At 40.6% G+C, this 24,453-nt stretch carries 18 protein-coding genes; 11 read left to right on the top strand and 7 right to left on the bottom strand.

The window, feature by feature from the left end:
• Positions 1–25 precede the first annotated feature (25 nt).
• Together R2S08_RS11200 and R2S08_RS11195 are read right to left on the bottom strand one after the other, a co-directional pair.
• Positions 26–547, bottom strand: a complete 522-nt coding sequence (locus R2S08_RS11200; protein WP_316835263.1) for an N-acetyltransferase — start codon at positions 545–547, stop codon at positions 26–28.
• A gap of 59 nt (positions 548–606) precedes the next feature.
• Positions 607–2,028, bottom strand: a complete 1,422-nt coding sequence (locus R2S08_RS11195) for a PLP-dependent aminotransferase family protein (protein ID WP_316835262.1) — start codon at positions 2,026–2,028, stop codon at positions 607–609.
• A 141-nt stretch (positions 2,029–2,169) separates the two neighbouring features.
• Here R2S08_RS11195 and R2S08_RS11190 point away from each other — a divergent pair, with 141 nt between their 5' ends.
• The 9 genes from R2S08_RS11190 (at position 2,170) to R2S08_RS11150 (ending at position 15,867) form a co-directional block, all read left to right on the top strand.
• Positions 2,170–2,757 (top strand): RNA polymerase sigma factor, encoded by a 588-nt coding sequence (locus tag R2S08_RS11190; protein WP_166644056.1) that lies wholly within the window; start codon positions 2,170–2,172, stop codon positions 2,755–2,757.
• 158 nt (positions 2,758–2,915) lie between these two features.
• Positions 2,916–4,043, top strand: a complete 1,128-nt coding sequence (locus R2S08_RS11185) for a FecR family protein (protein WP_316835261.1) — start codon at positions 2,916–2,918, stop codon at positions 4,041–4,043.
• A gap of 275 nt (positions 4,044–4,318) precedes the next feature.
• Positions 4,319–7,621, top strand: a complete 3,303-nt coding sequence (locus R2S08_RS11180; RefSeq protein ID WP_316835260.1) for a TonB-dependent receptor — start codon at positions 4,319–4,321, stop codon at positions 7,619–7,621.
• Between the two features lies 1 nt (position 7,622).
• On the top strand, positions 7,623–9,020 hold the full coding sequence (locus R2S08_RS11175) for a RagB/SusD family nutrient uptake outer membrane protein (protein ID WP_316835259.1): 1,398 nt from the start codon (positions 7,623–7,625) through the stop codon (positions 9,018–9,020).
• A gap of 31 nt (positions 9,021–9,051) precedes the next feature.
• Positions 9,052–10,236 (top strand): thioredoxin family protein, encoded by a 1,185-nt coding sequence (locus R2S08_RS11170; RefSeq protein WP_316835258.1) that lies wholly within the window; start codon positions 9,052–9,054, stop codon positions 10,234–10,236.
• Between the two features lie 129 nt (positions 10,237–10,365).
• A complete protein-coding gene (locus R2S08_RS11165) occupies positions 10,366–11,271 on the top strand; it encodes a DNA-3-methyladenine glycosylase family protein (protein ID WP_316835257.1) in 906 nt (301 codons plus the stop codon).
• A gap of 102 nt (positions 11,272–11,373) precedes the next feature.
• The gene (locus R2S08_RS11160; protein ID WP_316835256.1) at positions 11,374–13,110 is read left to right on the top strand and encodes an ABC transporter ATP-binding protein; all 1,737 of its coding nucleotides are present in this window, start codon (positions 11,374–11,376) and stop codon (positions 13,108–13,110) included.
• Entirely contained in the window at positions 13,094–14,854 is a 1,761-nt protein-coding gene (locus R2S08_RS11155; RefSeq protein WP_316835255.1) for an ABC transporter ATP-binding protein, read from the top strand. Before R2S08_RS11160 ends, R2S08_RS11155 begins: the two co-directional genes overlap by 17 nt.
• 17 nt (positions 14,855–14,871) lie before the next feature.
• Positions 14,872–15,867, top strand: a complete 996-nt coding sequence (locus R2S08_RS11150) for a 2-hydroxyacid dehydrogenase (RefSeq protein ID WP_316835254.1) — start codon at positions 14,872–14,874, stop codon at positions 15,865–15,867.
• Here the strand turns inward: R2S08_RS11150 and idi are convergent.
• Genes idi through R2S08_RS11135 form a run of 3 tightly spaced genes read right to left on the bottom strand, consistent with a single transcriptional unit; the run spans position 15,857 to position 18,221 of the window.
• Positions 15,857–16,369 carry an isopentenyl-diphosphate Delta-isomerase gene (idi, locus tag R2S08_RS11145; protein ID WP_316835253.1) on the bottom strand — a complete coding sequence of 171 codons (513 nt, stop codon included), beginning with the start codon at positions 16,367–16,369 and terminating at the stop codon, positions 15,857–15,859. The genes R2S08_RS11150 and idi overlap by 11 nt on opposite strands.
• Before the next feature lie 56 nt (positions 16,370–16,425).
• Positions 16,426–17,328: a helix-turn-helix domain-containing protein gene (locus R2S08_RS11140; protein WP_316835252.1), complete on the bottom strand. Its 903-nt coding sequence runs from the start codon at positions 17,326–17,328 to the stop codon at positions 16,426–16,428.
• Positions 17,329–17,363: 35 nt separating this feature from the next.
• Positions 17,364–18,221, bottom strand: a complete 858-nt coding sequence (locus tag R2S08_RS11135) for an oxidoreductase (RefSeq protein ID WP_316835251.1) — start codon at positions 18,219–18,221, stop codon at positions 17,364–17,366.
• A gap of 137 nt (positions 18,222–18,358) precedes the next feature.
• Here R2S08_RS11135 and R2S08_RS11130 point away from each other — a divergent pair, with 137 nt between their 5' ends.
• Both R2S08_RS11130 and R2S08_RS11125 read left to right on the top strand, forming a co-directional pair.
• Positions 18,359–20,314 (top strand): beta-galactosidase, encoded by a 1,956-nt coding sequence (locus tag R2S08_RS11130; protein ID WP_316835250.1) that lies wholly within the window; start codon positions 18,359–18,361, stop codon positions 20,312–20,314.
• Positions 20,315–20,363: 49 nt separating this feature from the next.
• On the top strand, positions 20,364–22,571 hold the full coding sequence (locus R2S08_RS11125; RefSeq protein WP_410479526.1) for a S46 family peptidase: 2,208 nt from the start codon (positions 20,364–20,366) through the stop codon (positions 22,569–22,571).
• A gap of 55 nt (positions 22,572–22,626) precedes the next feature.
• Here the strand turns inward: R2S08_RS11125 and R2S08_RS11120 are convergent, their stop codons facing one another.
• Together R2S08_RS11120 and R2S08_RS11115 are read right to left on the bottom strand one after the other, a co-directional pair.
• A complete protein-coding gene (locus R2S08_RS11120) occupies positions 22,627–23,454 on the bottom strand; it encodes a class I SAM-dependent methyltransferase (protein WP_316835248.1) in 828 nt (275 codons plus the stop codon).
• A gap of 14 nt (positions 23,455–23,468) precedes the next feature.
• On the bottom strand, positions 23,469–24,449 hold the full coding sequence (locus R2S08_RS11115) for an MlaD family protein (RefSeq protein ID WP_316835247.1): 981 nt from the start codon (positions 24,447–24,449) through the stop codon (positions 23,469–23,471).
• Positions 24,450–24,453: the final 4 nt, after the last annotated feature.

The raw sequence follows: 24,453 nt of genomic DNA, 5'->3' as shown, positions 1-24,453 counted from the left end.
GGCCATCAATTGATGGCCTTTCTCGTTAACGATTCATTTTGACCAGATAGACGGAAGAAATTGGGAGATCGTCGAGTTGTAGCTTGTTGTCTTGTTTTTCAAACCCATTTCTGATAAAAAAATCAAGTAAGATATTATCCGTAAATTCATTTAACCATACTGCATCATAAGCTTTGCATACTTGTAGACACTTTTCGTACAAAGAATCTAATACACCAGCCTCTGCGTGAGACTGAAGGATTCCAAAGTCGGCAATTCGGATGGCTTTTTTACTTGCAACTGATGCTGGACGAAGTCCTTTTGAGGTGATCCTGGCATAGCCTGCAGGCTTTTCATCTGCGTATACAATTAGCCACTGATTAGACAAGCTGTTTACTTCTTCAATAAGGACCTTTTCTGCAAAGTTTTCTGAAACATACTTTTCTAAAACCTCTTCTCTTACCAGGTTCTGAAATTTTTCTTTAGCCAATTTCCTCCCTAGCCCCATTAAGTTTTCGATGCCATCCGCTGTCGCTACTGTAAATTTTGTAATGATTTTTGCACTCATGATCTTGTTCTAAGGACGTAAAGGTAATGGGGTTGTTCGCCCTAAAACAGTACACTTTATTAAGGAAAAGGCAGTACAGAGTATTGCGCTATCTTTCCGGCCTGCTTGAGGGAGTCTTCCTTTCTGTCCGATAGCTTATCTGCAAAGACCAGCCTGAAAAACTGGTTGTAGGTAGTTGAAAAAGAGAAGGTAGAGCCAGGTGTAAACCTGATCCCTGTCATTTCACTTTCCTTGTAAAATCTATTCATATCTGTATGGGCCGGCATTTCTATCCAAAGATTGATGCCGCCTTCAGGCATTAGAACTTGAGTGCCTTCAGGAAAATACTTTGATAAAAGGTCTACAGTATGCCGGGCATTTTTTGCAAGCTGTAATTTGAAAGACCGAAGGTGCCGGTCGTAGCTCTCTGAGTCCAGCAGTTTACTGATGGTTTCCTGAAAAACCGGAGATACAGAACTACCCAGTGCGAATTTAATCTGTTCTGCCTTTTCAAAGAATTTTCCGGCGGAAAGCCAACCCAGGCGTATTCCAGGGGCCAGTGTTTTAGAGTAGGAAGAATATGTCATGACCAGTCCGCTTTCATCAAAGGATTTAATCGTTGAAGGTCTTAGTTTACTGAAATTCAGGTCCCCATAGATGTCATTTTCGATCAATGGGATGTCGAAATGAAGTGCAATAGAAAGTAGTTTCTTTTTCTGTTCATCCGAAAAAAGCAAACCAGTGGGGTTCTGAAAGTTTGGTGTAACCAGGATAGCACGAACGTTTACCTTAGCAAAGGTATTCCACAAACTGTTAAAGTCAGGTTCTTTTCCCGGGATTAGAGGTATTTCTATTACTTTAAGTTTTAGTACCCTGATCACTTCAAGGGCAGAGAAGATACATGGGTTTTCTACCGCGATAATGTCACCGGGCTGGCATACAGAGGATAACGCAATAAATAGTGCTTGCAGTGCCCCATCTGTAATCAGAAGTTCATCTGGATTGAATGTCGTATGGTATCTTCCTGCTCTTTTTGCAATACTGCTTCTGAGCTTTGCCGAGCCATTCGGAGGATAGTATCTTAAAAGCCCCGCGCCTTGTTCTCTAATCACTTGTTGCATGGTTCTAAGCAATAATTTTTGAGGAATAAAAAGATCACCTGGAGCTGCAACGTTAAATTCTGTCAGGCGTTTTCCTGTATTACGCAAAGAAGTTGTCAAATGAAGATTATGTTTAAAAACAGCATCCCTTACTGGTGGAAGTGAGGGGGGAACAGTGGAGGCGTCCTGCTGCTCATTGACATAATATCCCGATTTGGATATACTTTTTACCATTCCTTTAATCACCAGGTATTCGTAGCCTTGTTGTACTGTACTTATGCTAATTCCGTACTTTTGTCCGATTTCTCTTACAGAAGGGAGTTTGTCTCCACGCTGATATATACCGTTGGTGATTAGTCCTTCAATTACAGATGTAAATATTTCGTACTTATAGGATTTCATAAATGACTTTACCGGATGTTAATGGGTAATTAAGGTATGAAAGGCAAGGTACAAATCGCAAAAGGTATTATGTCTTGGAAGAGCAGAAATAAATATGGATATTGGACATGAATTTTCAATTTTCACATTACAGATAAAAAATTGGGCTTAAAAATCATTCCTGATGAAAATACACTGATTGAAAAAGTAGCAGAGGGCGATCAGCAGGCTTTTACCGTTCTTTTCAGAAAACATCATGGAATTGTGTATAGATTTGCACTTAAGCTTACCCGGTCTGAAACTCTTGCAGAAGAAGTTGTTCAGGATATATTTATGAAAATATGGCTGAAAAGAACTGAGTTGTCGGAAATTGAAAATTTTGGCGCTTTTCTGAACCGGATCACCAGGAATCATACCTATAATCTGTTGAAACGCCTCACTATGGAGGCAGTAGTAAATAAAAATCTCAAAGCAGAATTTATTGAATCTACCGAGAATACTCAGGAATCTATTGATTATAATGCCTCTGCTGAAATACTTAAAAGAGCAGTTGACCTGCTGAGCCCACAACAGAAGAAGGTTTATCTTTTATGCCATGTGGAAGGGCTTAAATACGAGGAGGCGGCTAAAAAGCTAAACATTTCAGCTGGTACGGTACATTCCCATATGAAACAAGCTTTACATAGCATTAGGGCACATTTTAAAAATTCAGATGCCCTGATATTTCTGCTCTTGTATTTGTACAAATAATTTTTTTTAAAAAATCATATTCCAACTACCCCGAATTTCTTTGCCAGTTGTCAATACAATTGAACCGGAAAAAAATCAATCAGATAAAGCCCTGTTTCAGATATTTAATGAGCTTAACGAGACTAAAACATTTATTTCGGTTATATACTGAGGATTCGATGACTGAAGAAGAAACATTGGAGTTCTTTAGCTATGTTCATGATCCTGTATATGCCAGAGAAGTAAAACAACTTCTGGGATCAAGTATGGAAGATGAAATTACAGGTAAGGAACTGGATATTACTGTACAGGATCGTCTGCTTGCTCATATTTTCTCCCAGGATCTGCCTGTAAAAAGGAAAAACCAATCTATATCCTGGTTAAAATATGCTGCTGCTGTTTTGTTTGTTGTCTCGGTGGGGCTATACTTTTTGTTCCAGCTCCGCAATAGCTCAGATACTCAATATCAGTACAGCAAGAATAACATCCAACCTGGGAAAAATAAGGCTATTTTAACCCTGGCGGATGGCTCCCATATTGTCCTTGATGATGTTCGGGAAGGAGAGATTGCCAAACAAGCCGGTTTTAGTATTGCAAAAAAGAGCAATGGGCAGGTAGTGTATACCGCAGTTCCAAATCTTTATAATGTTAAAGTTACTAATGCAATAAATGCAATTTCTACCCCAAGGGGCGGACAATACCAGGTGGTACTTCCTGATGGGAGCAAGGTTTGGTTAAATGCAGCATCCAGTTTAAAATTTCCTGCTGTATTTGCTGGAGGACAACGGAAGGTGGAATTGTCTGGAGAAGCTTATTTCGAAGTTTCTAAAGATAAAACAAGACCATTTATAGTTAAAACCGGTAAACAGCAGGTTGAGGTACTGGGTACCCATTTTAATATCAGTAGTTACGCTGATGAATCGAATACCAGGACTGACCTGTTTGAAGGGGCTGTTCGTGTGACAGTGCTTAGCGGCTCGGGGCAGAAACAAGAGGTGGTTTTAAAACCTGCTCAGCGGTCCCTTGTGCAGGATAATAAGATTTCTGTCCAAGCATCTGTTGAAAAAGAAGCTCTGGCCTGGAAAGAGGGATATTTTATGTTTAATCATGAAAGCATAGAAAGCATTATGAAAAAAGTAGCCCGATGGTATGATGTAGAGATCCTGTACAAAGGTGATGTTCAACGTGAAACCTTTATAGGCAGGGTATCTAAATATGAGAATGTTGCTGAATTACTAAAGGTTCTGGAGCGTACTGAAACCATTCATTTTAAAATTGAAGGCAGAAAGATTATCGTTTCGCCTTAAGCTCTCGAAAAAACCAATTGATAACCAAAAACCAACAAACATGATCAAAATGATACCTGATTAAATCCTGAAAAGAAGTATCCGACATAAAAAAGGCCAGGAGTCTCTCACCACTCCCAGCCGATAGTTCGGGTACACCTGCCATTTAGGGCAGGAAAGAAAACTATACCAATAGATTATCAACACACCCAAACCAACGTAAAAGTATGAATTATTCTATGCTTTTAGCCCCACTGTGTAAAAAGCGGGGGCTAATTACCAAAACAATTTTAGTTATGAAACTAATTGTTTTCCTTATCGCCTTTACCTGTTTACAGGTTAGCGCAACAGGATACGCACAAAAAATATCTGTCACTAAGAAAAATGCTTCTCTGGAAGAAGTTCTAAGTGTCATAGAAAGTCAAAGCGGGTATACCGTTCTGTTTAACACGAGTGTTTTGCAGAGAGCAAAAGTTGTAACCATTAATTTGAAGAACAGCTCTTTAACAGATGCTCTGGATGCTGTTTTTGCAGGGCAGATGCTTACCTATACCATAGACAACAAAAGCATTGTTGTTAAAAACAAAACGTTGTCTCTTGTAGATCAGGCTATCCAGTATTTCAAAGCCATAGATGTCAAAGGGGTGATATTGGATGAGGGGGGAGGACCACTGCCAGGAGCTACCGTACAGGTTAAAGGAGCCAAAAAAATGGTATTTACCAATAACAAGGGCGAATTTACCTTGAATGATGTGGAAGAGGATGCTGTGCTTGTTATTTCATATGTAGGTTACCTACCCAAGGAGCTCAAAGCCAGGAAGGATCTGGGTGCTGTCGTTTTAAAAATGGCAGATGGACAGTTGGAGGAAGTTAATGTTGCGGTGGGTTATGGTGCGGTTAAAAAACGTGATTTGACCGGAGCCGTTTCTTTGGTAAATGTGGAAGAGATGCAAAAACAGCCGGCGTTCAGCCTTGATGTTGCATTGGCTGGCCGCGCACCAGGTGTGATGGTTGTTAAATCATCGGGAGCTCCCGGTGCTGATGCCTCTATCAGAATCCGCGGCGCATCTTCTGTATTTGGTGTAAACGAGCCCTTATATGTGATTGATGGTGTCCCAATTCAACTTGGCCAAGGAAATGGATCGGATGCCTATAGAAGTACAAAGTCATTTCAAATCTCCCCATTAGCGGCGATTAATCCGGAAGATATCGAGCGTATAGACATTCTTAAAGATGCTTCGGGGACCGCTATATACGGTTCTAGGGGTGCTAATGGTGTTATTTTAGTGACGACCAAAAAAGGAAAAGGTAAACCTACATTGACACTCAGTTATCAAGGAATGATGGATCGGTTTATCAAAGATTTTGATATGTTGACTTCAGATGAGCTGCTTCAAGTGGCTACTCAAGCTTATAAGAATGCCGGAGTCACTTTTCCAACTGATTTTATACAATACAAAGGTGTGAGTACCGATTGGCGTAAACTAGTTACCCGGAATAGTTATTCTAATATGTTGAACCTGGGTTTGCGCGGTGGCATAGGTAATGGTCAAACCAACTATTCATTTTCAGCAAGTATGAATAACCAGGCAGGTGTGATCAAAGCAAGTAGCATTGATCGCTATAATATTCGTGGCAATATAGAGTCAGAAGTAGTAAAACTGGTCAAAGCAGGTGCAAATATCAACTACACCAAAAACATCTCTAATGGAGCATCCAGTACTTATTATTATAATATCGCTAGTTACAGACCCGATATTCCTGTATTTGACAAAAATGGCAGATATGCAACAACCATTGATAGTGTACAGGGCAATCCTGTAGCGAAAACACTTTATACAGATAAACTTAATGGAGATAATCTACTGGCTTCCCTATTTGCTGAGGCAAGACCGTTTGAGTTTTTACGTTTAAGATCTACGCTTTCCTACAATCAGACAGATAATATTACAATCAGTTATACACCTAGTTTCGATCCGTTTGAAATTAGAAATGGAAGAAAAGGAAGTCGTAAGGATAACAATGTTAAATTCAGTTCTATGGTTTTTGACAATACGGCTACAGTGGATAAATTTTTTGGAAAGCATTATTTGAATGCGATGGTCGGCGCCTCTTTTACGTCAGATAGAGGTACATCCTTGAAATTAGAGTCTGTCAATTTTCCTGATGACCTTATATTGAATAACCTGGGCTCTGCGGGATCCATACAGAGTTATACATCAGGCGGAACCCTGAGTGGCTTGCAATCTTATTTCGCAAGGGCCAATTACAACTATAATGGTAAATACTATTTTACTTTTACTGCACGTACTGATAAGTCTACCAAATTTGGGCCAAACAACCAATGGGGTTTTTTCCCATCAACTGCTTTCTCCTGGAGGATTTCAGAGGAGTCATTCCTGAAAAAATACAAATGGATATCAGATTTGAAATTTAGAGCCTCTACAGGTAAATCAGGTACTGCGAATCTGGGCGATTGGCTTTATAGTACATTCTTTTCTTCTGGTACATCCAGTCAATTCTATAATGGTCAAAATGGCGTGACAGTGGAAGGAGTGCCTAACCCTAGTATTCGATGGGAGACGACGAATCAAACAGACCTGGGATTAGATTTTGCATTTTTAGGCAATAAAATTCGAGGATCCGTGGATGTGTATCGTAAATATACAAAGGATTTAGAGTTGAGTGTTCCGATTCCATTTGAAACGGGTTCTAGTCGGCAGACCATAAATGTTGGAGACATCTCCAATAAAGGATTTGAATTTGTAATTGGAGGCGATGTGATTAGCCAAGGTAAATTTAAATATACAACAGATATTAATTTTAATATGAATATTGGCCGTTTAGAAAAACTAAATGGAGGTTCAGCTACCGCACTGAACGACCTTAAGGAAGGTGATGCTTTAGGTAGTGTTTTTGGTTATCGGGTGGCCGGAATTTTCCAAACACAGGCCGAGATTACAGCATTGAATCAAGCTTCTCCCAGTGGCCGGTATCAAGCGATCAAGACAGCGCCCGGTGATTTCAAATTTGTGGATGTAAATGGAGATGGAACAATTTCTGACGCTGATAGAGTGAAGCTAGGTAATGCCGAACCAAAATTCTTTGGGGGATGGAACCATGTCCTTCGTTACGGTGGATTGGAAGGTTCCTTTTTATTCTATTTTGCTTGCGGTCAAAAATTACAAAATGGAGCAAAAGCCAGTGGAGGAATTTATTCTTCCAATAAAAATTATTATCGATCAACTTTGAATGGATGGTCTGAGGATAATAAAAATACGGATCTACCTAGAAATGTGTATGGCGATCCAAATCAAAACGGACGTGCATCTGATTATTTTATTCAGGATGGATCATTCCTAAAACTGAAAAACGTCCAGGTGGCTTATTACATCAATCCAGCGAAATGGATGAAACAACAAGTCAATCAAATCAAATTGTATGCTGGAGTATCCAATTTGTTTGTTTTGACCAAGTATGATGGACCTGATCCGGAAAACAGTACATCAACTGGTGCCGGCCTTATAGCGGGAGGATATGATGGTGGAGTTTATCCCTCAACAAGAACATTTAATTTTGGTTTTAACATTATTTTCTAACATGAAAAAGAGATATTTATCATACGCAACGGCATTTCTTTTTGCCTTATCGCTACAAGCATGTAGCCTGGTCGATGTAACCAATATTGAGCCACCTTTCAAATTGAGTGAAGAAAACGTGATCAGCGACATCCCATCTGCTAACAAAGTTTTAACCGGTACCTACGCGCAGCTGCATTCATTTAGCTTGATTGTTGATGAACCCGGTGTAACCGGGTGTATGGGTGTAAGTTTTGACGTCAGTACTTCTGGTGGACCTAGTTATCAGCAATTTGCGGACAATGATGTCAAGCCTGATAACTCAACACTTTCTGGGATTTATACCAGCTGGTACTATATCATTAATATGAGCAGCCACGTTATTGAAAAAACTAGTCTTTTGTCTACCACTGATCCAAGGAAGAATGAGATTCTTGCTGAAGCCAGTTTTTTGAGGGCTTTAAGTCATTTTTCGATATTGAGATTATACGGACAGTTTTACGATATTACTTCTCCCTACGGAATTGTTACCTGGGATGCACCAGCTAAAGATATTACTCCAAAACCCCGATCTACGGTTAGTGAATCTTACGCTCAAATTGAGAAAGATCTAAAATTTGCCATCGCAAACGCTGCACAGTATTCTACCGCAAAATTTGCCTCCAAGCAAGCAGCGAATATGTTGCTTGCCAAAGTGTATTTGTATAAGAGAGATTATGTTCAGGCTGCCCAATATGCTGCTGCAACTATTGATCAAAGAGGAAATGCGAAGCTGGAAGATAAATTTGCCGATGTTTTTACAAAATGGTTCAATTCAAAAGAAGCTTTATTGGCACCACCATTTGATGATAAAAATGAACGTAACAATAAGGCCTTTGCTTTCCGGTCCTATGTATTACCTAAAAACTCTTATTATCAGTTGCTGGCAGGAGATCCCAGACAAGGAGTTACGATTTATTTTACAGCGCCGCCGGGTAACCTGATCAGGAATGGTAAATTTAACAATACGACGATTAACGGCCAGGCTTTAACTGCAAACACGGAGTATTACTTAAGGTTGTCGGAGGCTTATTTGATTTTAGCCGAAGCTTTAATCAGAACTGGAAACCCTGCTGATTTAGCTAAAGGCAGGGACATGATCAATGTGATCCGTGCCCGTGCTGGTGCAACTTTAATTCTACCTTCCGTCCAGACAAAAGCTGAATTGTTACAGGCTGTCTTGAAAGAAAAACAATTGGAATTAGGTTGTGAAAGTGGAGAAGAATGGTATGATTTAGTTCGATTTGCGGTTGAAGGAGATATCAATATCGTAAACTATAAGCCAAACGTGACCAGCAAAACCAGATACATTGTTCCTATTCCAATTGCCAGCATTAAAGCAGGAAATAACGTAGTTAAACAAAATCCAGGTTATGAATAGATTAAAAAAAATAATTAAAAAAAATATTCTGATGAAATCAATAATTACCTGTCTTTTCCTGTTTGTCGCGATAAGCCTACAAGCACAGGAAGAAATCAATTTTAATTCCAATTCCTCCTGGGCCGATGCAAGGGAGAAATCTGTAAAAGAACACAAACTCATCTTTATAGATTGCTATACCTCCTGGTGCGGGCCCTGTAAATGGATGGAGAAAAATGTATTCATACAACCAGCTGTCTACAATTATTACAATACAAATTTTATTAATCTGAAGCTCGATATGGAAAAAGGAGAGGGGATTGAGATGAAGAAAAAATACAACGTCCAGTCTTATCCAACCTATCTGTTCGTGAACGATAAAGGGGAGATTATACATCGTACTGCTTCAAGAATGACCGCAGAAGAATTTCTTGCAGAAGCAAAACTGGCCGGCGACCCTAAGAAAAATTCGGCGGCTTTAAAAGCAAAATACGACAATGGTACCCGTGATCTGCCCTTTCTGATGGATTATTATCTGGTATTGAAGAAATCTGACCGCGGCGCATCTGAAAAAATCGGTACAGAGGTTACAGATAAGGTACAAGAATCCGATTTGGGAACTGCTTTGGGATGGAAGATCATCAACAATCTGGCAAGGGCAAAAGACGACAAGCTTGGGGGCTGGTTTATGCAGCATAAAGATAAAATCATGTCGTATTCAACGGCAAAAGAACGGGATGCACTCACCGACCGACTCATCAGTAATTCACTGTATGGAAAGATGAGGAGCGGGGATGAAAAAGGCTTTTTCTCAGAATTGCAACATTTCAAAGCTTCTCCAGATGTAAACCGTCAAAAACAAGGGATTATGCTCGAGGCGGATTATTACCAGGAACAAAAGAATGTAGCTGCTTACAATAAATTGACTTCTGCCGCTTTAAATGGTTTGTTAAAAGATGATGCGGATAAGCTGAGCTTTCTTGCGCGCAGGGCTGATATGAAGGGAGACAGCAACTCTGCATTACTTCCGCAAGCGTATCTGATGGCCAAAAGAGCTATGGAGCTGGAGCCTGAAGAATACAGTACGGTGAGCACTTTTTCAAAAGTTTGTTTATCTATGAAGAAAAAAGAGGAAGGACTGATCGCTGCAAAGAAGGCACGTCAATTGGCTGATGCGGAGACTTCCAAGATCCAAAAACTGGCACAGAACGTTATTGATGAATTAAATCAACTATAGTTCTTCTGGTCATAAAAATAAAGAGCCCTGCCCGCTATTTACCGGTCAGGGCTCTTTGCTTTTAAAAAGGAATTTTTAACATCGCAAGAAACGGGTCCATATGAGCTGATGATTTTCTAATTTTGCAGGATGAGTTCTTCCATCATTTTTGAATACCCTTTTCCTGAGCAGTTTAGTTTCAAAGAATGTCTATGGTTCCTGGACAGAAATTATGATGACTGCATGCATCAGCTTTCCCCTGATTCGGTTACCAAGGTTATAAAAGTTAAGGGGAGGCCTTTTTTAATTCGGGTCAGCGCAATAAATTCCATACTACAGGTTCATCTTTTGGAAGGCAGAGCACTAGAAGAAGACCGTTCTGCAATAATCAGTTATGTGAAAAACTGGTTTGACCTGGACAGGAATCTATCCGGTTTTTACGAATTGCTGCTTAAAGACAGCCAACTCGATTATATGCCCGAAGCCTATTATGGTTTACGGCTGGTCAGTATTCCTGATTTGTTTGAAGCCCTTTGCTGGGGAATCATAGGGCAGCAGATTAACCTGACTTTTGCTTATAAATTGAAAAGAAAACTGGTGGAACGATATGCAGAGCCAATAGGCTTCGAAAATAAGTTTTACTATTCGTTTCCATCCAGCAGTGCATTGTCAAAGGCTTCAATGGAAGATTTAAGAGCTATGCAGTTCTCTCAGAAAAAGGCCGAATACCTGATTGGGATTGCTACCGCCTTTGAAAAAGGAGAGATTTCTGAAGTGAAATTAAGGAACATGGCTTCGCTTAAAGATAAACAGGCGGCACTCACCTCTATCCGGGGTATAGGCTTATGGACAGCAAATTATGCGCTGATGAAATCTTTTATGGAACCGTCCTGCATTCCTTATGGTGATGCGGGCTTGATTAATGCCTTGCTTCGTCATGAAATCATTAGCCGGAAGGAAGAGGCACAGCATACAGATGCCTTTTTTAAGCCATATGAGGGATGGGAAAGTTATCTGGTATTCTATTTATGGCGCAGTTTATCTGTGAATCTCTAAGAGATCATGTAACGCTTCTATATCAGCAAAAAGAAATATAGAAAATGTAAGAGAAATCAAAGTAAATTTACCCGCAAAACTATAAGAAGTTACGCCAGCCCTATGGAAGAAAAAAAGAAGGAAAAGAAAGCCAGCATATTCAGTCTGCTCATACCTTATAAGAAATTAATCTTTCTGCTGATATTCTTAGCATTATTAAGTAATGGCATCAACTTATTACTTCCAAAAATTATAGCAAGTGGAATTGATGCGTACACGAATGGTACATTCCAGCTTCAACCGGTTCTGATAGAATTTTCAGTGGCCATTATCCTGGTTTTTGTTTTCACCTATTTGCAAAGCATTGTTCAGACCTATGCTTCCGAGCGGGTAGCTAAAGATCTTAGGACCCGGCTTTCTGATCAGATTTCCAGACAAAGTCATGCTTATATTGAAAAAGCCAATCCTTCCAAACTGCTGACCAATTTAACAGCCGATACAGATTCTATTAAAATGTTTGTGTCTCAGGCTATCGTGTCTATCGCTTCGTCCATTTTCCTGATTGTAGGTGCCAGTATCTTGTTACTCCTGCTTAATTGGAAGCTGGCATTGGTTATTATAGCGATTATTCCCATCATAGGGGGGGCATTTTTTATGGTCCTTCGTAAAGTTAAAGTGCTGTTCAAGAAAAGCCGTGAAGTGATTGACTGGCTAAATAAAGTCATTAATGAGAGTATTTTAGGTTCTTCGCTCATTCGTGTCATTAATTCCCAGCAGCTGGAGTACAATAAATTTTTGGATGCCAATACCCAGGCCAGAGACCTTGGATTGGGTATCCTGCGTTTGTTTGCTGGCTTGATCCCGGTTATCATCTTTGTAGCCAATATGGGCGGCCTTGCTATCCTGGCATTGGGAGGGCATTTTGTCATTCAGGGAACCATGTCGCTTGGAGAATTTGCAGCATTCAACAGCTACCTTGCTTTATTGATCTTTCCAATTCTTGTGATCGGGTTTATGAGTAACGTGATTGCCCAGGCTACAGCTTCCTATCAGCGGATAGAAACAGTTCTGAATACCGAAGAAGTTCCTGAAAGCGGTACGATCACAGATGTATTGGCCGGAGCTGTTGAAATGAAAAATGTTTCTATTTCTTATGGTCAAAAGCCAGCTTTAAAAGGGATTTCCTTTAGTCTCAAGGCAGGCTCTAAAACTGCGGTTATCGGTCCGACAGCAGCCGGAAAAACTCAGCTGTTGTACATTCTTACCGGGTTAATCCCTCCTGAATCCGGAGAAGTCCTGTTTGACGGGCACCCTATTGCCGATTATCAGCAGGAAGCTTTTCACCAGCAGGTTGGGTTTGTTTTTCAGGACAGTATTATGTTTAATCTAAGCATCCGGGAGAATATTGCTTTTAGTGATACTGTCACAGACGAATCTCTCGAAAAGGCTATCGAAACCGCTGAGCTGAAAGAGTTTATTAACGGCTTGCCAGATAAACTGAATACGATAATTTCAGAGCGGGGATCCAGTCTTTCTGGCGGACAGAAACAACGGATTATGCTGGCCAGGGCATTGGCTGTAAATCCTAAAGTATTGCTGCTGGATGATTTTACGGCCAGAGTAGATACCAATACAGAACAAAGGATTCTGGCTAATGTGCAACAAAATTATCCGGGTTTAACCTTACTTTCCGTTACCCAGAAAATTGCTGCTGTAGAACATTATGATAAAGTTATCGTATTGATGCAGGGCGAAATAATAGCAGAGGGAACACATGCGGAGCTGATGAAAAGCAGTCCGGAATATGTTCAGATCTACACTTCACAACAGAGTACCAGCAATTATGAATTACAATCTTAATCAGACCACAGGCCAGGAAGAAAAGAAGTCAACCTTAAAGGCGGTTAAAAAACTTCTTCAACTCATCAGTCATGAGAAAAAGAATCTTCTTAAAGCACTGGTAACCATTTTGATCAACTCAGGCTTACTCTTGCTAGGTCCTTTTCTAATTGGCCATACGATCGATACCTATGTCAGAACAAAACAATATCATGGTGTATTGGTCTTTTCCAGTATCCTATTGGTGATGTATTTGATTACCCTGATCACCGGTTACACGCAAACGAAGTTAATGGGCGGGGTAGGGCAACGTATGTTGTACACGCTGAGAAATGCGATTTTTAATAAACTTCAGGAACTACCGGTAGGTTTTTTTAATCAGAATAAAGCAGGCGATCTAATCTCCAGGGTAAATAATGATACTGATAAACTGAACCAGTTTTTTTCTCAGTCCCTGATGCAGTTTATTGGCAGTATTGTAACGATGATCGGTGCAGGAATCTTCCTGTTGGTGATCAATTTTAAACTTGGCGCTGCGGCATTGTTGCCTGCTGTATTTATTTTGATCTTTACTGCGGTGCTTTCTCCCTGGGTGAAGCGTAAAAATGCAGTCAATCTCAAAAGTACAGGAGGAATGAGTGCCGAAATTCAGGAGAGTCTGAATAACTTTAAAGTCATTATCGCCTTCAACCGCCGGGACTATTTTAGAAAGAAGTTTGATGAAGCCAACCGGCAAAATTATAAAACAGCCATCGGAGCAGGTCTTGCCAATAATATCTTTATGCCTGTTTATGGAATGTTATCGAGTTTCGCGCAACTTATTGTGTTGTTGTATGGCATCCATCTGATTTCCATAGGAGAGTTTACCATCGGTTTATTGGTGAGTTATTTGTCTTATGCAACAAATTTCTATAATCCTTTGAGACAGTTGGCTGCGCTGTGGGCAAATTTCCAGGTTGCCATGGCAGGTTGGGATAGAATTTCTCAAATACTCTCACTGGAAAGTGATTTGCAGCAGGTAAAAGCGGAAACACAAGAATCGGGAGCTGCCCTGCTGGAATTCAGAAATGTTCATTTCTCTTATGACCAAAATCAGGAAATCCTGCATAACATCAGTTTTAAGCTGGATCGTGGTAAAACCTATGCTTTAATCGGACCTACTGGTGGCGGAAAAACCACTACAGCTTCTTTGATTGCACGTTTGTATGATGCAACTAAAGGCATGGTATTGTTAAATGGAAGAGACATCCGTTCTTTTACACCTGAGGAACGGACACAGAAAATCGGATTTATTTTACAGGAGCCTTTCTTGTTTTCAGGAACAGTAAGAGAAAATATTCTATATGGGAACAGCCACTATAAAGACTATTCTAATGTGCAACTGGAGGAAGTGATCCATGCTTCTAATCTGGAAGAGTTGCTGGCTATTTTTGATGAAGGACTGGAGACAAAAATCACTTCGGGTTCAGATAGTATTAGCCTCGGACAAAAGCAGCTGATTGCCTTTATGAGAGCTGTTTTGAGAAAGCCTGAATTATTGATCCTGGATGAAGCTACTGCAAATATTGATACGATCACAGAGAAATTACTTAGTAATATTTTGAAAAAACTTCCTAAAGAAACAACTCAGGTCATCATTGCTCACCGGTTGAACACTATAGAAAATGCAGATGAGATCTTTTTTGTCAATTCAGGGGAAGTAACCCGCGCAGGTACCCTAAGCCATGCTATGGATATGTTGCTGGGGCATAAAAGAGTGAGTTAAACTTAAAATATACGTTTATGAAAATAGCCTTCTTCAGTACCCAGTCTTATGATAAAAAATTCTTTGACGAAGTCAATGTACATTATGGCTACGAACTGCTCTACCTGGAGGCTTCTTTAAATGCTACAACCTATATTTTAGCTGAAGGTTGTGATGCAGTCTGTATTTTTGTGAACGATAAGGCAGATGCGGAGACGTTAAGAAATCTGGCCAAACTTGGAATCCACAATATTGTACTTAGATGTGCGGGATTTAATCAGGTTGATCTGGACGAAGCTTCCAGATTAAACATGAAGGTACTTCGTGTGCCCGCTTATTCGCCTGAATCTGTTGCAGAACATGCTGTAGCTATGATTTTAACCCTCAACCGGAAAACCCATAAGGCCTATAACCGGATCAGGGAGGGAAACTTTTCCCTCGAACGGCTAACGGGTTTTAACCTGTATGGAAAAACAATTGGAATTATTGGATTGGGCAAGATTGGGCTGGCATTTGGGAAAATTATGGAAGGCTTTGGCTGCAAGGTAATTGCCTTTGATCCCTATGAAAAGAACGTCCCTTCACATATCCGGTTAACAGATACAGACACACTTTTCCAGGAAAGTGACATCATTTCTATACATTGCCCTTTAACACCACAAACCAGGCATTTATTAAATAAAGAAAGCTTTGCCAAAATGAAAGACGGCGTGATGCTGATCAATACAAGTCGCGGGGCAGTGGTTTGTACTGCTGATGCGATTGATGCCTTAAAATCAGGGAAACTAGGCTACCTGGGTATTGATGTTTATGAGCAGGAAGAAAAGTTGTTTTTCAGAGACCTTTCCGAAAGTGTGATCGCTGATGATCAAATCCTGAGGCTGATGAGCTTTCCTAATGTACTCATTACAGCGCATCAGGCCTTCTTAACCATTGAAGCGTTAACTGAAATTGCTGAAACAACACTAAGCAATATAAAAAGTATCGAGGAAGGAAAGAGCAGTGCAAACAGCGTGCTGCCTGTCAACTCTTAAAATCAAGTACTTTGCTAAAGCAGATTTTCAACCAGGGGGTATAATCCTCCGGGTTGATTTCAATTTCTCTGGCAAGATCTTCCAGGTTTAAATAACGGAAAGAAGCTACTTCCGAAGGATTTGGCACAGGTAAATCATCACTCGTGCCAAAAAACACATGGTCATACTCATGCTCGGTGAGTGCATTGCTGAAATCGGCTTTGTACAAAAAGCTAAACCCATAATTTAGCGCACAACGCATACCCATTTCTTCCATCAACCTTCTGTGAGCCGCATGAATTGTTTCTTCGCCTGGTCTTGGATGACTGCAGCAGGTATTTGTCCATTTGCCACCCGAATGGTATTTACCCAGGGCACGTTGCTGTAAGAGTAATTCTCCTTTACTGTTAAAAATAAAGACAGAAAAGGCCCGGTGCAGCAAACCCAGTTGGTGCGCTTCCATCTTTTCCATGGTACCGGTTTGCTGATCATTTTGATCGACAAGGATGACTTCTTCTAACATAAAGGGCAAAGATAGGAGAATAAGCTAACTTCTCTTGATGACAAACTATTAAAGTATCAATACAAACGGAAAGCAGTCGGGGTCAAATCTGCCTGCTTTCTAAAAAAATTATTAAAATGGGAAGGTTCTTCAAAGCCAAGACAATAACTGATCTCTGAAATATTCCAATTGGTGTGTTTCAATAAGGCTTTTGCTTCACTCACAATCCTTTCCGTAATATGACCTGTAGTGGTTTTGCCAGTGGTTTCCTTGATGGCCCGGTTTAAGTGATTGACATGTACCGAAAGCTGGTCTGCAAAATCTTTAGCAGAACGCATGGCCAGGCGTTGTCCGGGAGATTCTATAGGAAACTGACGGTCCAAAAGCTCATTAAATACAGCGGTGATCCTGGTGTTGGCATCATTATGCTGATGCAAAGTCTCCGAAGGCTCAATCTTCAATGCATAATGCACCATTTCAGTAACATAGTTCCGTATCAAATCATTCTTGAAGCGGTAATCAGAATCAATCTCTTCCAGCATTTTTTCAAAGATCTGGCTCACATGCTGATCTTGCTGTTCATTTAAAATATAAGAAGGCTTACCACCAGGAGCAAACATAGGCAGGTCTCGGATACTGCCCCTAATGTTCTCTGTGAAAAAGGCTTCTTTGAAAATACAGAAATAACCACTTTTCTGTTCCGAAAGAATTTCAACGGTATAGGGTACACGCGGGTTAAAAAACATCAATGCTGTTCCAGACACACGAATACTTTTGTCTGCATAATGATAAATGGTTTCTCCGCGATGCAGGCTGAACTTATAAAAATCTCTTCGTGCATACACTGGCGGACTGACTTTTTTATGAAAACAATCTTCTACCCGGAACACATTGAAATGTCCGGTATCCTTTTGCAGGTTAGCCGGAACCAGGTTAAACTTATTCCTGTAAAAATCTTCTAAACTTTCTGGTTTTGGCATAAGGTTTTTTTCTATGTTAAATTTACAAAAATAAATTATACAGGAACACTGGTTTCAATCGCTGTAGATACAGTAAGCGCTTTCCATTGTTCCAGTTCTTCTATTACGGCATCAATCTTCGTATAAGCAAGATTATAGGCGTCTTCACCAAGAAACAAGTGAAGTGGTGGATTTTCATCCGTTGCCACACGTATCATAGCCTGGGCTGCCTTTACAGGATCACCTGCCTGATTGCCGTTGATGTCATTTTGATGGGCGTCCTGTAGATCTCTTACTTGTTTGTAAGCTGTAATTGGATTTTTCGGTACTTGCAGCGATTCGGAAGAAAGGAAATCCGTTCTGAAATAACCAGGGGCAACAATAGTCACATCTATACCAAAGGGTTTAACCTCGGCAGCAAGAGATTCTGATAAACCTTCTATAGCAAACTTAGTTCCGCAGTAGATTCCAAATCCCGGGAAATGTCCGTTAAAACCTCCAATGGAAGACAAGTTGAAAATATGCCCTGATCTTTGTTCCCGTAAATAAGGCATGGCTCTTCTGATTACGTTCAAAGTACCAAATACATTGACCTCAAAATTTTCACGTGCTTCCCAGTCGCTTAATTCTTCTACCGTTCCCACCAGACCATAGCCTGCATTGTTGACCACCACATCCAGCTGGCCAAAGTGGGTAAAGGTGTTTTCTACCGCTGCGGCAACGCTGGCCTCTGTTTTCAGGTCCATTGCCAAAGGAAGGAATTGCTCGCTTTTAGGTCCTATAGCCTCTAGCAAATCATTAAGCTTTCTGGAGGTTGCTGCAACCATATAGCCTGATTCCAATAATTGTTTTACTAAGGTTAGTCCCAAGCCTTTTGAGGCGCCGGTGACCAGCCAAACTTTTCTTGTTTTCATAGTTTAATATCTTTTGATAGATCAAAATTACACAGGGCGAGGTCCTTGTTCTGTACGCTAATCAAACTAATGCTTGCAAAATTCAAACAATTACCAGGGTACTGTATGTTTAAGAGTTATAGTTTAGAGGTATTGAAATGGATAAAACAGAAAATTCCCATATTCCAATGATCGGGGCAGAAGTATTTATTGAACCCGGACAAAGCCCGGAGGAGATCGATGTATGGTTTCAGCAACTTCAGAAAAATGGGATGAAAATCACCCGGATCAGAATGTTCGAAAGCTATATGCATCAAGCAGATGGCAGCTGGGATTTTAGTTTGTTTGATACTGCTTTCAGGGCAGGGGAGAAATATGGTATAAAGATCTACGCCAATCTTTTTCCTGCAACAGATTTTACAGACGTTGGCGGATTTAAATTCCCTAAGAGTAAGGCGAACCTAGACCAGATCTCCAATTACATCCAGCATCTGGTGCCACATTTTAAGCAATTTACTTCTTTACATGGATGGGTGCCAATTAACGAACCTGGTTCTGGTGTACTCCCGCAAGATGAATATAGTTTGAAAAGTTTTGAAGACTGGAAAGCAAGAGAGGTTAAAGAATTGTACAATAGCCAGGGCTTTACGACGCTTGATTTTAGAAAGGAAAAATTCCTGCTTTATTATAACACCTGGTTTCTGAGCTGGCTCACGCAGGAGATACATTTGTACGATCCGGGTGCCCGAATTCATGTCAACAATCACGCGATCTTTCAGCATGCTGCGGAATATGACTTTCCGCAATGGAGAAGTTTTTTGAGCAGTCTTGGAGGTTCAGCACATGCGAGCTGGCATTTTGGTTATTTTAGCCGTCACAAGTATGCTGTAGCCATGTCTGCCAACTCAGAAATGCTGCGTTCAGGTGCAGGACCACTTCCCTGGTTGATGACCGAACTTCAGGGGGGGAATAACATCTACAGTGCTTTCAATCCACTTTGCCCTACACCCGAAGAAATCGCTCAATGGTTGTGGATTACTATAGGTTCAGGGAGTAAAGGTTCTATATTCTGGTGCCTTAATCCCAGGCGTTCCGGATTTGAAGCGGGAGAGTGGGGGATGTTGAATTATTTAAATGAACCCTCCAGCCGGATGAGGTCTGCTTCGGAGGTGATCAAGGTGATCAATGAGCATGCTGATTTTTTTTCTGAAGCCAAGGTAGCTGAATCAGGAATCCATATCCTTTATACCAGGGAATCGCTGTGGATAGAACGGGCGTTACAGATGAAAAGTGATACCACTGAGCCCGGACGTGATATAGGGGGTGTGATGAAATCTGCCCTGGCCTGGTTCGAAACCATTACCGAAATGGGAGTATCTCCCGGTTTTAAAGAAATTGGCGAATTTGACTTTACACGCGAGGACTATACCGGTGAGGCGATTATCCTGGCTCAGCAGATCAGTATTCCGTCCAGGTACTGGACTGCATTGGAGCACTTTGTAGACAAAGGAGGTTATCTTATTGCTGAAGGACTAACGGCCTACTACGATGAAAATGCTTTTACCCTGATGGGTAAAGACTTTCCATTTCAAAAGCTGTTTGGCGGGTTAATTAAAGAATTTATCTTAAAGGACCGGCTTTTTGAAATAGAGGTTGAAGGACATGCGCATATGGCGCATTTGTGGTACGGCATAATTCATCCGCTTACCGGACAAGCTATTGCCGTGAATGAAGAAGAAGTCCTGGCTTTGAGGACTACTTTTGGACAAGGAAAAGTACTCTGGATACCTTCCCTGATCGGATTGGGTTCAAGAATTACCGATAATTATAATTCCCTGGTGTCGTTGCTGAACAGAGAGCTCGGGCATATTCTGGATCAACAGGTTTTTTGCTTTAGCAAGCAAGAACCGGGCTTACTGATGAAAACCTTACAAAACGGAAAGGATTACCTGAGTATACTTGTCAATAAATCTCAGGAAAATCAGGACATCAGTATCCAGGCCCCAAAAAACCTTAAACCCATTCTATGGTATGCCAATAAAAAGGGAACAGTGGTTTCTGCAGATCAGATCCAAATCAACCAGGAAGAAACGCTGCTTATAAGGTGGGTATGATTGCCTCTCTTTTTTTGTTAACTTCGCTGCTTAACTAACGAATAGACTTATTATGAAAAGAACAGCCTATCTGTTGCTGCTGGCAATGTTATTCTCTTTTGCCGGTTCAGTGAAAGCAGATGAAGGGATGTGGATCCCGATGCTTATAGGGAAGAACTATGAGCAAATGAAAAAGCAGGGTTTTAAACTCACCGCACAAGACTTGTACAATGCCAACGGGTCCTCCCTCAAAGATGCCATCGTACATTTTGGTGGATTTTGTACCGGAGAGATCGTGTCAGATAAGGGTTTAATCTTTACCAATCATCATTGCGGTTATGACGCTGTTGCTTCAAACTCTACTCCAGAAAACAACATCCTGGATAACGGTTTCTATGCCAAAAATTATGGAGAAGAAAAACCGATCAATGGTCTTTTTGTTCGTTTCCTGAGAAGAATGGAAGATGTAACCGCTAAAGTTAATGAAGCAACAAAAGGATTGAATGGTGCTGAAAAAGCTGCAAAAATGAATGATGCCTTTACGGCCATTGCAAAAGCAGCGGTAACAGGCCCTACGATTGAAGCCAACGTTAAAGATTTTTACAAATCCAACCAGTTCATTCTTTTTGTTTACGAACGCTTTGATGATGTTCGTTTGGTAGGTGCTCCGCCACAAAGCATTGGTAAATTTGGAGGTGATACAGACAATTGGGAATGGCCACGCCAAACAGGAGATTTTTCGGTGTTCCGTGTATATGCCGGTAAAGGAAATGTTCCGGCTAAATATGATGTAGCCAATACACCTTATACGCCAAAAAAATTCTTACCAGTTTCTATCAAGGGTGTTCAGAATGGAGATTTCTCTATTGTGTACGGTTACCCGGGCCGTACCGACAGGTACCTGACTTCTTATGGCGTAGATCTGGCAACAGAAAAGGTAAATCCGACCATTGTTAAGCTTCGCGATATCCGCCTTAAGGCCTGGAAAGAGGAGATGAACAAAAGCGTGGATACCCGTTTAAAATTGTCTTCTGAATATGCCAATATTGCTAACTACTGGAAATATTATATCGGACAAACGGAACAACTGAAAAGATTAAAGGTTTCTGATTCCAAAAGAAGAGAAGAAAAATCCTTTACAGAGTGGGCGGCACAGAAAACCGAATTTGCCGGTTTAATGGAACAGTACGACCAGGTCTATAAAATGCTGGAACCGATTGCTGTACAAAGAACCTATATCAACGAAGGCTTCCTGGCTTCTGCTTTTGTACCCAACACCATTAGTTTAGGAAATGCCTTGATTGCAATGCAGCAGAAGAAAGATGATGCAGCCTATGTTCAGCAGATACAGGGTCGATTGGGTAAAGTAGTGGAGAAGTATAACTCTACCTATAATGAAACCGCAGATAAAAAGATCCTGGCTAAAATCCTGGCTTCTTTCTATGCAGATGTACCTGTAAAATCGCAACCTAAATTCTACGCAGCGATCGCTGAGAAATACTGGACAGGAAATCCGGAAACTACTTTTGAGAAGTTTGCAAATTACTTGTGGGAGAACAGTAACTTCATCAAACCAGAGAAACTAGCTGCATTTATCGCTTCTAATCCTTCTGTTGATGCGGTGAAAAATGATCCGGCCTATGCTTATGCAGTGAACCTGATCCCGGCAGAATATATGAAGAATAATTTTGGTTCTATCGTGTCTGATTTTGAAAGTAAAAAAGCAGAACTGGACCATTTATATTTAAAAGCCATCCTGGAAAAGAATAAGGATAAATTGATGTATCCTGATGCCAATTCTACGATGCGCTTGTCTTATGGTAACGTGCAGAATTATTCACCTAAAGATGGAATGACCTATAATACCACTACAACTATAGAAGGTATTATGCAGAAGTATATTCCTGGAGACAGTGAGTTTGATCTGCCAGCTTCTTTAATTGAAAACTACAATAAGAAGAATTTTGGACAGTATGGAAACGACGGAACACTAACGGTTGGTTTCATTACGAATAATGACATAACCGGTGGTAACTCCGGATCTCCTGTGATCAACGGTAACGGAGAGCTGATCGGTCTTGCTTTTGACGGAAACTGGGAAGCCATGAGTGGTGATATCGCTTTCGACAAGAAGTTCAAACGCACCATTTGTGTAGATGTACGTTACGTGTTGTGGTGTATTGATGTGTTGGGTGGTGCTAAAAACATCATTAACGAACTGGACATCAGAAAAGATATGCCTAAAGCTGCAGTAAAAACTTCAGGCAAGAAAAAGTAACCAGATTAAACATAAAAAAGCAGGCTATCCAATTGGATAGCCTGCTTTTTTATGTTTAATCTTTTTCCCCTGCAATCATCATATGCGGACTCATGGATAGGATAGAAGGGTCACGTTCAGTCATCTTCAATAAACCCATTATGGCCTCCTTTTTAGCAGGTGTGGACCGCGTTTCAAAGTATTTACTGTCCAGCCAGATCATTCCTTCCACCGCCATAATATCAAGTGCTGAGAAGCCACCCGTTTCAAATTCATTCTTCAGTTCTTCCGGTTTATGGAAATAAGCCTCAGGCAATAAACCTGGCCAGTTCTGCGGCGGATTGTGAATGCCCGTCTTTAATTCCATTTTACACATTTCATAAAAACTGGCCTCATGGATCATCCCATTAAGTAAGCCGGCAATGGTAGACGCGGTATAATTAATGGCAAAACCAAGTACTGTACCACCAGGTTTTAAGACCCTTAAAGCTTCTTTTACAGAAATAATCCGATCCTGTTTAGATTGTAAATGGTATAAAGGACCATGTAAGATCACTACATCAGCAATACCAGAAGGGATATCCAGGTTTCTGGATTCTCCAAGCAAACACTGAAAAGGTTTTTTTAATTTGGACGCCCTTAGCTTAGCTTGTTTAATATGCTTGGCTACCGGATCTATCAAATACACCATATGGCCCAACTGGGCAAGCCATTCTGCGTAAATTCCAGGGCCACCGCCAACGTCTATAACAGTATCCTTTCCGGATGTATTCAAATAACGTCCGATCAGCTCTGTATTTCTTTCGTATTCCAGTGGGCCTAAACCAAGACTTAACCGGTTCTCTTCAGAAGTTTTAGCGTAAAACTGGTCAATGTCTTTACTGATCAAATCGGATGATGCCATATTCAGACGAATTTTTAATTGGCCTGCTTAGCGGCCTCTTTAGCTTTCTTCTTAAAGAAACCTCTAAACAAGAAATTACTCTGTAAAGCTTCCAGATCTTCATCCAGTTTTTTACTACTGGTTTCCAGGTTCAGCATAATTGATTTTACCTGATCTGCTGTCTTAGGGTCATTTAGTAATAATCCCACAGCATTGTCTTTCTGGTTCAGTTTACCTGATGCGGTATTGAGATTTTCAGTCATAACGGCTGCAGATTTTGCTGTTTTTTGTAACTCATTTACAGAAGCCTGTATTTTAGCAAATACCGCTGTATCGGTTAGTAATTTATCTGCCAGACCACCTTTTGTGTTCATTTTTTTAGAAAACTGATCCAGTTGTGCCGACATCCGGTGCGCAGATTCGGTAGTGGTTTTCAGGTTTTCTACAATGGCTTTAAAATTAGTCGCAATCTGCTGATCAGTTAATAAAGCACCTGCAGTACCTTTTCCTTCCACCAGTCCTTTGGATAATTCTTTAAAATTAGAAGTGATCTCTACCAGGTTCTTATTATTAACCTGGAAGGTTTTCATAATATCATCTGTAGAAAGTGTTGTATTTACCCTTAACTTATCACCGTCTTCAACAAATGGGAATTTAGGACTGCCGCCGGTAATCACAATGATCTTATTTCCAATTAATCCATCTGAACTAATGCTTGCAGCTGCGTCTTTATGGATATATTTATGTGCTTCTTCTTCAATATTCACAAACACCTGTACCTGAGAAGTACCATAAAACTGGATCTTTTTAATGGTACCAATTTTTACTCCTGAGAACCACACATTGTTTCCTGTTTTAAGTCCCTGGATATCATCAAAAACCACATTTAGGGTAATGCTCTTGATAAAAGCCTTTTTTTGACTGCCCAGTGTAAAAACTCCGACAATAAAGATCAGTAATCCGATGATCAGGAAAAGCCCAACTGTTATTTGTCGCCGATTGTCCGTTAATTGCATATGT

Source organism: Pedobacter nutrimenti, from assembly GCF_032678445.1.
Taxonomy (GTDB): domain Bacteria; phylum Bacteroidota; class Bacteroidia; order Sphingobacteriales; family Sphingobacteriaceae; genus Pedobacter; species Pedobacter nutrimenti_A.
This window is presented reverse-complemented; position numbering and strand designations above follow the sequence as displayed.